We start from the raw sequence: 565 nt of genomic DNA, 5'->3' as shown, positions 1-565 counted from the left end.
GTGCTGCGGATATGACTCAAACCATTAAAACTTTAGCACTCAATGTCAGGCTCAGCTGTCAACTTCTTGGTGTCCCTGAATCAAGTTATTATGAACGGATCAATCGACGTCCTTCCAAAACTCAATTACGGAGGCAACACTTGGCAATTAAGATTGTCCAACTTTTCAAGGCGAATCGGGGAATCTATGGGGCACCTAAGATTCAGCACCTCTTACTAAATCAAGGGGAAAAAGTAGGGTTAAACCTCGTACAAAAAATAATGAAACAACTTCAGATCAAGTCAGTCGTCGTTAAAAAATTTAAACCAGGACACTCCGTTAGGGATGGCATTAAAAGAAAGAACCTCATACAAAATGAGCCTACAAAGAAAAATAAGGTTTGGTCAACCGATATTACTTATATCCCGACTCAACAAGGCTGGGCTTATCTCTCAACCATTATGGATCGTTACACTAAAAAAGTCATTGCTTGGGATTTAGACAAGCGAATGACTGTAGAATTAGTACAAAGGACTTTGATTAAGGCATTGGAATCACAAAACTATCCAGAAGCTGTTATTCTTCA

General features: G+C 39.1%; 1 protein-coding gene. It reads left to right on the top strand.

From position 1 onward, the window contains the following. A partial coding sequence (locus RT41_RS10225; RefSeq protein ID WP_180752726.1) for a DDE-type integrase/transposase/recombinase occupies nucleotides 1-565 on the top strand: 565 nt, incomplete at both ends.

Source organism: Lactococcus fujiensis JCM 16395 (assembly GCF_002441655.1).
GTDB lineage: Bacteria > Bacillota > Bacilli > Lactobacillales > Streptococcaceae > Lactococcus > Lactococcus fujiensis.
This window is presented reverse-complemented; position numbering and strand designations above follow the sequence as displayed.